Origin of the sequence: Kitasatospora putterlickiae, assembly GCF_039527695.1 — a bacterium.
Classification (GTDB): domain Bacteria; phylum Actinomycetota; class Actinomycetes; order Streptomycetales; family Streptomycetaceae; genus Kitasatospora; species Kitasatospora putterlickiae.
Map to the genome: position 1 here is coordinate 22,469 of NZ_BAAAKJ010000411.1, position 7,882 is coordinate 30,350.

The 7,882-nt window shown below is 74.4% G+C and carries 8 protein-coding genes; 3 read left to right on the top strand and 5 right to left on the bottom strand.

The genetic code is table 11. The features are described 5' to 3' along the window. Positions 1-92 precede the first annotated feature (92 nt). The 3 genes from ABD308_RS34715 to ABD308_RS34725 are packed head-to-tail and all read left to right on the top strand — an operon-like array spanning position 93 to position 2,824. Positions 93-1,958 (top strand): CocE/NonD family hydrolase, encoded by a 1,866-nt coding sequence (locus tag ABD308_RS34715; protein WP_344343883.1) that lies wholly within the window; start codon positions 93-95, stop codon positions 1,956-1,958. A gap of 42 nt (positions 1,959-2,000) precedes the next feature. Then, positions 2,001-2,474, top strand: a complete 474-nt coding sequence (locus tag ABD308_RS34720) for a hypothetical protein (RefSeq protein ID WP_344343885.1) — start codon at positions 2,001-2,003, stop codon at positions 2,472-2,474. Continuing rightward, positions 2,471-2,824: a hypothetical protein gene (locus ABD308_RS34725; RefSeq protein ID WP_344343887.1), complete on the top strand. Its 354-nt coding sequence runs from the start codon at positions 2,471-2,473 to the stop codon at positions 2,822-2,824. Before ABD308_RS34720 ends, ABD308_RS34725 begins: the two co-directional genes overlap by 4 nt. A gap of 12 nt (positions 2,825-2,836) precedes the next feature. On the opposite strand, the gene ABD308_RS34730 is transcribed toward ABD308_RS34725, so the two are convergent. The 5 genes from ABD308_RS34730 to ABD308_RS34750 form a co-directional block, all read right to left on the bottom strand. After that, positions 2,837-3,883 (bottom strand): hypothetical protein, encoded by a 1,047-nt coding sequence (locus ABD308_RS34730; RefSeq protein ID WP_344343889.1) that lies wholly within the window; start codon positions 3,881-3,883, stop codon positions 2,837-2,839. 216 nt (positions 3,884-4,099) lie between these two features. Next, positions 4,100-4,654, bottom strand: a complete 555-nt coding sequence (locus ABD308_RS34735; RefSeq protein WP_344343891.1) for a SigE family RNA polymerase sigma factor — start codon at positions 4,652-4,654, stop codon at positions 4,100-4,102. A gap of 114 nt (positions 4,655-4,768) precedes the next feature. Then, entirely contained in the window at positions 4,769-7,039 is a 2,271-nt protein-coding gene (locus ABD308_RS34740) for an MMPL family transporter (RefSeq protein ID WP_344343893.1), read from the bottom strand. Between the two features lie 138 nt (positions 7,040-7,177). Further along, on the bottom strand, positions 7,178-7,426 hold the full coding sequence (locus ABD308_RS34745) for a hypothetical protein (protein ID WP_344343895.1): 249 nt from the start codon (positions 7,424-7,426) through the stop codon (positions 7,178-7,180). Next, positions 7,423-7,752, bottom strand: coding sequence for an ArsR/SmtB family transcription factor (locus ABD308_RS34750; RefSeq protein WP_344343897.1), 330 nt, complete (start codon positions 7,750-7,752; stop codon positions 7,423-7,425). The genes ABD308_RS34745 and ABD308_RS34750 overlap by 4 nt, the downstream gene beginning before the upstream one ends. Positions 7,753-7,882: the final 130 nt, after the last annotated feature.

The following is a 7,882-nucleotide window of genomic DNA, read 5'->3' on the forward strand; positions in this document are numbered from 1 at the left end:
CCCGCTTCCTCCCCTACTGTCGGAATGATCCGCGCCGATCTTTGTCGATCCACACTGATCCGCGGCAACGACCGGGACCCGATGGAGCGGCCATGCCCTCGTACCCCTACCGCACCACCCGCGAGGACCTGCGCGTCCCCCTCCCCGACGGCACCCGGCTGTGCGCCCGGCTCTGGCGCCCGGTGACCGACGAGCCCGTCCCCGCCGTCCTGGAGTACTCCACCGGCCGCCTCACCGACTGGACCGCCACCGACGACGCCCGCCGCCACCCCTGGATCGCCGGCCACGGCCACGCCGCCGTCCGGGTCGACGCCCGCGGCCACGGCAACTCCGACGGCGTCCCGCCCACCCCCGACGGCCTCATCGCCGACGGCGCCCAGGTCGTCCGCTGGCTCGCCGCCCAGCCCTGGTGCAGCGGCCGGGTCGGCCTGCTCGGCACCGGCGCCGCCGGCGACACCGCCCTGCGCCTGGCCGCCCTCGCCCCGGACACCGTGCACGCCGCGGTCGTCGTCTGCCCCGACGGCCCGCACCGCCTCGGCGGCGCCGTCCTCGCCGCCGACGGCCACACCCGCGCCACCGACCACGTCGCCGACGCGGCCCGCCCACCGGACCCGCGCTACGTCGGCGACGCCTGGCGGGCGATGTGGCTCGCCCGGCTCGACGCCCTCGAACCGCCGCTCGCCGACTGGCTCACCGCCGACCCTCCCCCGCCCGGACCCGCCGCCGTCCCCACCCTCGCCGTCGCCGGCTGGTCGGACCCGTCCGCCGGCGCCGTCCTCGCCCTCGCCGCCACCGGCTCCGGCCCCTCCGCCGGACCGCCCGTGCGCGCCGTCCTCGGCCCCTGGCCGCACGGCCTGCCCGACGAGATCCTCCCCGAGGCCCTGCGCTGGTACGACCACTGGCTGCGCGACATCGACGCCGGCGCCCTCGCCACCCCCGCCCTGCGCAGCTGGCGCACCGGCCACTGGTACGGCGACGACCCCTGGCCCTCCCCCGCGATCCGCGAGGTCCACTACGGCCTCGACGGCCCGCTGCGCACCGCCGGCACCGCCTCCGAGGACCGCTGGGTGCACGTCCGCTCGCCCCAGCACACCGGCCTCAACGCCGGCGGCCACGTCCCGCTCGGCCGCCCCGCCGACCAGCCGCCCGACCAGCGCGAGGAGGACGGCCGCTCGGTCTCCTTCGACTCCCGGCCGCTGCCCGAACCCCTGGACCTGCTCGGCACCCCGTCGCTCGCCCTGCACCTGAGCGCGGGCGCCGGCCCCACCCTGATCGCCGCCCGCCTGTGCGCCGTCGCCCCGGACGGCACCTCCACGCTGCTCACCCGCGGCGTCCGCGCCCTCGCCGCCCCGGCCGACGTCACCGTGGAGTTCGCCCCGACCGGCGCCACCGTCCCCACCGGCCACCGCCTGCGGCTCGCGCTCTCCTCCACCTACTGGCCGTGGATCTGGCCCGGCCCCGAACCGGCCGGCTTCGCCCTCGACCCCTCCCACTCCACCCTCACCCTCCCCGTCCGCCGCCCCACCCCCGGCGGCGACGACATCGTCTTCCGCTCCCCCACCCTCCCCCTCCCGCCCCCGCTCCAGCTCACCGAGCCGCTCACCGCCCGCCCCGAACGCGTCACCGTCCACGACATCGGCCGCCGCGAGTGGCGCACCGAACTCTCCCCCGCCACCGACGGCACCCGCACCCACCCCGACGGCCTGGTCCGCGCCGAACAGACCGTCACCGCCTACCGCGTCCTCACCGCCACCCCCCTCAGCGCCCGCGCCCGCACCGACCGCACCGTCCGCCTCGAACGCCCCACCGCCGGCTGGGACACCACCATCCACACCCGCACCGAACTCCGCTGCGACCCCACCCACCTCCTCGCCCACACCCACCTACGCGCCGAGGAGGCCGGCAACGTCGTCTTCACCAAGGAGTGGCACCACCGCATCCCGCGTGAATCCACCTGATCCCCCACCGGCCGGCACAACATCCGAGCTACTGTGGATGTCATGACTGCGGCCTATGAGGAGATCCCCTTCAGCGAGCTGCTCCACCGGCCCGCTGCCACCACCAGCAGACTCGACGCCGTGCGCGCGCTCAGGCTCCGCCGCCGCGACGCCGGCGATCTCGCCCTGATGCGGGTCGACCAGCTGGAACAGGACACCACCGTCGTCGACTTCACCTCCCGCCTGCTCAGCGGGCTGGTGCGGACCGGGAACACCGCCGCCCTGCGCGCCGCGCTGCCCGAGGCGCTGCCCTGGGTCACCTTCCTCCCCGCCGAGGACGTCGACGAGCTCATCGGGGAACTGGTGGACGTCGCGCGCGGGGCGGTCGCGCTCGACAACCTCGCCCCGATCGCCCTGCTCCTCACCCAGTGGCGGCACACCGCCGAAGTCCACGCCGACCCCGCCCTGTACGCCGCCCTCACCCGCGAGCCCGACGGCGACCTCGGGCCCGTACCCCGGCCCGGAGCACCCGAGTGAGCCCCAAGCGCGGCGACCGCGCGGCACCGCCTCCCGTAGAGGACGAGTACGACCTGCGGTTCGCCGGCTCCGACGCCGCCACCGGGTGGGACCAGCTCACCCACCACGCCGCCACCGGCCTCCGCCGGGCCTTCGACCGCATCCGGGCGGACCCCCGGGCCACCGACAACCCGGCCCGCCAGCACCGGCTCAAGGGCAGGCTCGCGACGGCCCTGTTCAAGGGGCAGGAGCTGGAGCGGTGGCAGTACCAGGTCACCGGCGGCGGGCGGATCTGGTACCTCGTCGACACGCCGAACCGGACCGCCTGGATCACCTACGCGGGCACCGGCCACCCCAAGGAGACCGACTGAGCCGGCCGCCGGTCACCTCCACCAGTCGGGGGCCATCACCATGGCCTTGAGCCGCTCCGGCGAAAAGGCGGGTCGACCGGGACCGGCCGCGTCGTTCCACTCGTCGATCACGACGCTCCGCCCGTCCGGGTAGTAGATCCGCGCCAGCCAGTGCGGCAGTTGGTCGACGTAACCCGCGCCGCTGCCGGACTCGTAGGTGATGACGAGCGTGCCGTCGGGCAGTCGCTCCCGCGCTTCCAGCGGGGCCGGCGGAGCCTCCTCGGCGGCCTTCCTGGCGGCGAGCCCGTACGGACTCGCCGGTCCGACGCGGACCGAGAGCCTGCTGGTGCGCCCGTCGTACGTGACCACCAGCACGCCGTTCGAGTCCCCCTCCCCCGCCGGTGAGGCGCCCTTCGGCAGCAGCCCCGCCAGCACGGCGACCGGGTCCCCTGGTGTCTCCATGAGCGGGGGCGGGGGCACCTCGGGCGACGGCGCCTGCGGGTTGGCCGGCAGCTCCGCGATGAGGCGCCGCCAGTCGGGCGCGGTCACCAGCGCGGTGAGCTGCTCCGCGTCCAGCGGCGGGACGTCCCTGGTCGGGTTCGCCTGGTCCTCCCCGTTGTCCTCGACGACCCGGACGACGGTGCCGTCCGGCGACGCGTAGACCCCCCGCCATTCCCGCCGGCCGGTGAACGTGGCGTCCCGCGACCTGTCGATCACCAGCACCGAACCGTCCGGGCGCACGGTGCGGTCACAGGAGTCCTTCGGCCCGGACGGGTCGACGCAGACCGCGGCCCGCTCGGGCGGCAACGCGCCGCGCTCGACGACGTAGGCGATGGTGCTCGCGCCCTTGCCGTCGTCGTACCTGAGCAGGCCGGCGTTCCGGTACACGTCCCCCGACGGACCGGTGGCCCCCGGCGCCTCCGCCGCGACCTTCCGCACCGAACCGGGCGGCAGCAGTCCGGTCACCAGCCGCACCACCTCGTCCTCGGTCATCGGCCGCGCCGACTCACCGGCCGGGACGGCCGGTCCCGCGAAGCCCGGTCCGCCGGCGAGCACCCCCGCGCCCCCGGCCACCAGCACGGCGGCCGCCGCGCCACCCCCNNCACCAGCACGGCGGCCGCCGCGCCACCCGCCACCGCGACCCGCCGCCGGTTCCGGCGCAGGCGCCGTCCACGCCGTTCGGCCCCGGCGGCCAGACCGGCCATCCCGCTCTCGGGCGCGAGGGCGGCCGCCCCGCGCAGCAGCACGGCGAACCCTTCCTCGAAGCCGCCCTCGTAGGCATCCTCGTGAGCATTCTCAACCGACACGCTTCAACACCGCCTCGTCCATCGCCGCCGTCCCCAACGTGTCCCGCAACGCGTCCCGCATCCGCGCCAGCGCCCGGCTGCTGCGCGAACGCACGGCGGTGCTGCTCAGCCGAAGCGCCGCCGCCGTCTCGTCCACGCTCCGGTCCTCCCAGAAGCGCAGCACCAGCACCGCCCGGTCCTGCGGCGGCAGCTCCGCGAGCGCGCGCAGCAGGGTGAGCCGCAGGGCGGGATCGGGGTCGACGACGGCGACGTCCGGCACGGCGTCGGTGACGCGCTCGGTGCTGCTGCGCCGGCGGCGGTGCGAGAGGAAGGTGTTGACGAGAACGGTCTGCGCGTAGCCGCTCGGGTTCTCCATCTTCGAGATCCGCCGCCACTTCACGAACACCCGCCCGAGTGCCTCCTGCACCAGGTCCTCGGCGAGATGCGCGTCCCCTCCGGTGAGGAGGAACGCCGTCCGCAGCAGCTGACGCCCTCGCGACGCCACGAACGCCGGAAAGTCAGGCGGCTCCCCCGGCCTCTGCCCGGCCTCCAGTGTGTGCTCCATGCCCTTTCTAACGCGATGACAGGGCGGTCTTGTGGCACCGGGGCCCTTTCCCCAGGCCGGGAACGGCCCGGCGCGCCCTTCGATGGCACGCCGGGCCGTATCCGCTCTACCGTTCTACCGTGCGGCGCCGACCGGTTCGGGAGTGCGCGCCGCGGCCGCCCGCGCCGGGCGGCGGCTGCTCCCGCGCCCGCGCCCGCGCCCGCGCCCGGAGAACGACCAGGCGGTGTCGCCCAGCAGGGCCATCGCGGCGGGCAGGAGCACGCCCCGCACCACGGTCGCGTCGATGAGGATGGCCACGGCCATGCCGACGCCCATCATCTTGTACTCGATGGCGGTCAGGCTCACGAACACCGTGAACACGGCCGTCATGATGGCGGCGGCACTGGTGACCACGCCGGCGCTGCCGCCGATGCCGCCGACGATCGCGTCCTTCGCCGGGGCGCCCTTCGCCCAACGTTCCCTGATCCGGCTGAGGATGAAGATGTGGTAGTCCATGCTCAGGCCGAACAGGATCACGAACATGAACATCGGCAGCCAGGCGACCACGCCCCCGTACGAGGTGAAGCCGAGCGGCGACTCCAGGTGGCCGTCCTGGAACACCCAGGTCAGCACGCCGTAGGCCGCGCCGATCGACAGCAGGTTGAGCAGGATCGACACCAGCGGGATGGCCCAGGACCGGAAGGCGACCAGCAGGAGCACGAAGGCCAGGGCGAGGATGAAGGCGAAGACGGCGGCGGTGCGGCCGTTCAGCCGCTGGGCGAAGTCGTGGGGCTGCGCCGTCTTGCCGCCGACCGCGTAGTCGACGCCCGGCACCGCGCCGACGGTGGCGGGGAGCACCGTGTCCCTGAGCTTCTCCAGCGACCGGTTCGAGGTGTCGTCGGTGCCCTTGCCGACCAGCGGCACCCGTACCACCATCGCGTCGCCGACCGGCACCGCGGTGATCGGTTCGGCGACGCCGCTCCCGGGGACGGCGGCCTCCCGGTGCAGGGCGGTGACCGCCTCGCGCAGGGCGGGGGTGTCGGCGTTCCCGCCGTCGCGGCTCGCGATCGCGACCCGGGCGGGGCTCGACGAGCCGGGGAACGCCTCGTTCATCCGCACGGCGGCGTCCACGGGGGCGACGCCGCGCGGCAGACTGTCGGTGGTGGCCGGGTCCTGGAGGCGCATGCCCAGCGCGGGCAGCGCCATGACGAGCAGGACGAGCGCGGCGGTGCCGCCGGTCAGCGCGGGCCGCCGGACGACGCCGCGGGCCACGGCCGTCCAGGTGCGTGACTCGCGCGCCGCCGTCCGTCGCCGGCCCAGCCAGGGGATGCGGGCCTTGTCGACCCGGTGGCCCAGTGCGGCCAGCAGCGCGGGCAGCACCGTCACCGAGCCGACCACGGTCAGGCCCACGACCACCACGGTCCCGGCCGTCAGCCCCTTGAAGACGTCGAGTCCGGTGAGCAGCAGGCCGCACACGCAGACCATCACGGTGAGCCCGGACACCACCACGGCGTGGCCGGACGTGCGGGCCGCGATGGCCAGCGCCTGCCGGGTGTCGCGCCCCGCGAGCCGCTCCTCACGCGCCCTGCGCAGGTAGAACAGCGAGTAGTCGATGCCCACGGCCATCCCGATCAGCAGCACGATGGAGGAGGCGGCGCTGTTGACCGGCACCACCTTGCCGATGGGCTGGAGGAGGCCGAAGGTGGCGATCACGGCCGTCGCCGACAGCAGCAGCGGGATGCCCGCGGCGACCAGCGAGCCGAAGACGACGAGCAGGATCACCAGGGTGAGCGGCAGCGAGGTGGCCTCGGAGCGCTTGAAGTCGTCCTTGATCGCGTCGTCCACGACCGCGTTGAGGCTGCGGTCGCCCGCCTGCGCGATCCGCAGATCCGGGTGGCCGTCCTGCACCGTCCGCACGGCGTCGAGGACCGCGCGGTAGTTCTGTTTCCGGTGCTCAAGGGGCCCGGCCAGCTCGAAGGTCACGAGACCGGAGCGCCCGTCCCGCGAGATCCAGCGCCCGCCGTCGGCGCCCAGCGGCGACCCGAGGTCGCGCACCGCTTCACCGGTGCCCTCCAGAGCCTTCACCAACTCCTGTGCGGCGTCCTTGAGTTCGTCGCTCGAAAGAAACGCGGGGCCGCCGCCCTCGCGGGCCTGGACCAGGACGTTCTCGCGGACCGAGTCGCCGGCGTCCTCGGCCCGGACGATCCGCTGGGCCTTCCCGGCGTCACCGGGGTCGGTGGAGCGGGCGTCCCGCCCGCCGATCAGCGCACTGGAGAGGACGGCGACGGCCACCAGGGCCAGCCACCCGGTGATCGCCAGGGCCCGGTGGCGGACCGACCAGCCGACGACGGCTTCCACGACCCCGCCCGTGGCCGCCGCCACGTCCGGCTTGCGTTTGCGCAGCATGAACTGCTCTCCTTGAGATGGAGGTGCTTATCCAGGGAAAACCCGCCCGCGGGCGAGGGAGACGCCTTCCGAACCGGGGCCGCCGAGTTGCCGCTCGGCGGCCCAGTCCACGGTGATCGCGCGGCGCGCGCGGACTTCCTATTCGACCTCCTTGAGGATCCGCTCCATCGAGGCCAACCGCTGCCGCACCTCGGCGAGTTGGCGCTCGGTCTCCTGCTGAACCCCGACAGCCGTCTCGGCCAGCCGGCGGTACTCACCCTCGCGCGCCAACGCCGCCTTGGCCCGGTAGGTGGCCCCGAACTGCCACACGACCACCGCGAGCACCACGGTGACCAGGACGAAGAGGCCCAGCGCCCCGACGACCTCCGTCAGATCGGACCCGCTCATCCGTCAGCCCCCTTGCCGGTCAGCGTCGGTATCGCGGCCGCGATCGACGCCGGCGTCAGATGCACCGCGAACGGCGTCACCTCGTAGAACTTCATCGCCTTCCCCTCAGGTGAGATCTCCAGCTGCGCCGACACGAGCCCAGCCGCCTCCAGCTTCTTCAGATGGACCTGGAGCAGCGCCCGGCTGATCCCCAGCTCCCGTGCCAGCTGGCTCACATACGCACGCCCCCCGGCCGCCAGCACACCCACGACCCGCATCCGGTGCGGGTTGGCAAGCGTCGCCAGCACCAGCACCAGCTCATCGCCGGTCGGCGGTGACGTCTTCATCGCAACACCCAGCACATGCCAAGAGAAGTTAGCACGTGCCCATTCGACGTGTCACTCATGGAGTTTGACGGCACCTCAGCACCACACCCGGACCGCCCGGGCCCGAGACCATCGCGCAAACGCACGTCGG

What these genes read in the sequence shown, in the direction of transcription:
- ABD308_RS34715 (WP_344343883.1), top strand. Translation starts at nt 93, where the DNA reads ATGCCCTCGTACCCCTACCGCACCACCCGCGAGGACCTGCGCGTCCCC.
- ABD308_RS34720 (WP_344343885.1), top strand. Translation starts at nt 2,001, where the DNA reads ATGACTGCGGCCTATGAGGAGATCCCCTTCAGCGAGCTGCTCCACCGG.
- ABD308_RS34735 (WP_344343891.1), bottom strand. Translation starts at nt 4,654, where the DNA reads ATGGAGCACACACTGGAGGCCGGGCAGAGGCCGGGGGAGCCGCCTGAC.
- ABD308_RS34740 (WP_344343893.1), bottom strand. Translation starts at nt 7,039, where the DNA reads ATGCTGCGCAAACGCAAGCCGGACGTGGCGGCGGCCACGGGCGGGGTC.
- ABD308_RS34745 (WP_344343895.1), bottom strand. Translation starts at nt 7,426, where the DNA reads ATGAGCGGGTCCGATCTGACGGAGGTCGTCGGGGCGCTGGGCCTCTTC.
- ABD308_RS34750 (WP_344343897.1), bottom strand. Translation starts at nt 7,752, where the DNA reads ATGAAGACGTCACCGCCGACCGGCGATGAGCTGGTGCTGGTGCTGGCG.